This is a genomic window from Neisseria sp. P0021.S006, from assembly GCF_051956895.1.
The window spans coordinates 1-1,860 of record NZ_JBQCWZ010000221.1 but is presented as its reverse complement, the minus strand read 5'-3'; the positions used below and the strand labels follow the sequence as shown (position 1 = coordinate 1,860).

Annotated in this window: 1 protein-coding gene; it reads left to right on the top strand. The window is 53.8% G+C overall.

The features are described 5' to 3' along the window. Positions 1–137 precede the first annotated feature (137 nt). On the top strand, positions 138–1,613 hold the full coding sequence (locus tag ACTHUM_RS12755; RefSeq protein WP_199900386.1) for a surface lipoprotein assembly modifier: 1,476 nt from the start codon (positions 138–140) through the stop codon (positions 1,611–1,613). Positions 1,614–1,860 lie beyond the last annotated feature (247 nt).

The window sequence follows — 1,860 nt, the reverse complement described above, 5'->3', positions numbered from 1 at the left end:
GCCGTCTGAAATCCCATCGGTTTTCAGACGGCCTTTTGTCGTCTTTATCAGATAAAATGGCACTCGGTTTGCAAAATTTCCGACTCAAAACATTGTACAATCTGCCCACTTATACCGATAACATCCCAAACATTGCCATGAAAAAACGTCTGCTCCTCCTCGCCATCCTTCCCCTTTCCCTTCACGCCGCCGATGTGCCGCCTGATGTGAAACCCGAGCTTCAAGTCAACACAGCCGAACCCCAACAACCCGAAACGCACAACATCACTGCCGAGCAGACAAACAGGCCGTCTGAAAAAATCATCAACGTCGATGCCGATACCCTGCTTGCCAACACCGAATTACTGGCACGCGCCATGTATTCCGCCGTCGTCGCCCACAACATCCCCGGCATCAAAGCCGTTTTGCCCATTTACGAACAATGGCCAGAACACGACCGCGCCATGGCACGCTATGCCAAAGGTTTGCTTGCCCAATCCGAAGGACGCGCCGCCGAAGCCATCGGCCATTACCGCCGCTTTATCGCCGAGCAACCCGATGCCTCCGCCGTCCGCTGGCAGCTTGCGACCGCCTTGTTTGAAGACAAACAAAACGAAGCCGCAGCCGACCAGTTCGACAAACTACAAACCGAATCCCTCCCGCCTGCCTTGCAAGAACGCATCGAAACCTACCGCAAAGCCCTGCGCGAACGCGACTCATGGCAATTCAACGCCGGCCTGAACATCACGCGCGAACAAAACATCAACCAAGCCCCCGGCCAACGCCGTCTGGGCAACCACCTGAGCGATGAACAATGCCGCGCCGTGCGCCTTGCCTATCCCGACGACGACTGCTTCCGAGGCTGGACATTCCCCGAACCCATCGATGCCACTGCCATCCATTACCAAATCGGCGCAGAAAAAAAATGGTCGCTGCCCCGCGGCTTCTATGCCACGGCAGGCGCAGACCATTACGGCAAAATCTATCCCAAACACACCAACTACAACGACCTCACCACACGCTTTTCGGCAGGCATCGGCTATGCCGACCAGCGCAACGATATCGGCATTACCCCGTTCCACGAACGCCGCTTCTACGGCAACGACCCCTACACCTACACCAACGGCGCACGCCTCCACTACAACCATTGGTGGCAACCCAAGCTGCAAACCCTCAGCGCATTTGAAGCAGGCCGTCTGAAAAACGGCCGCCGCGAGCATTCCAACAACACCAGCCAACTGCTCAGCAACTCCATCGTGTACTACCGCAACGCGCGCCAATACTGGGTAGCCGGTATCGACCTCTACCGCGAACGCAACCGCGACGACAAAAGCGACAGCTTCAACCGCTACGCCCTGCGCACCACATGGGGACAAGAATGGCCCAAAGGCCTCTCCACCGTCCTACGCCTCAGCGCCGCCCAACGCCATTACCAAGCCCCCAGCTTCTTCAGCAACGAACAAAACCGCCGCGACAAAGAAGCCTCCGCCTCCCTGAGCGTATGGCATCGCGCCCTCCATTTCAAAGGCATCACCCCACGCCTGACCATTGCCCACAACAAAACATGGAGCAACGACAAGTTCTACGAATACGGCAAAACCAAAATGTTTGTCGAATTGAGCAAAACGTTCTGACAAATAGAACTAATCTGGGGATCAAGCAAAAATATCGGTCCTGCATACTGATTTACAAGGCAGATTCAAACTTTTACAGATACCGGATAAATAGGATTTTCAAGGCATAATTCCTCATTAAATTTATATTTATCAAATAGATAAATCCAAGCCAATATTACTTCACAGCGCAACGCACAACACTACATAACGTTACAAAAAATCAGGCCGTCTGAAACCCAACTTGGCGTTTCAGACGGCCTTAGTA

Bases quoted from the DNA above. Each gene is read 5' to 3' on its own strand.
- ACTHUM_RS12755 (WP_199900386.1), top strand. From the start codon at position 138: ATGAAAAAACGTCTGCTCCTCCTCGCCATCCTTCCCCTTTCCCTTCAC.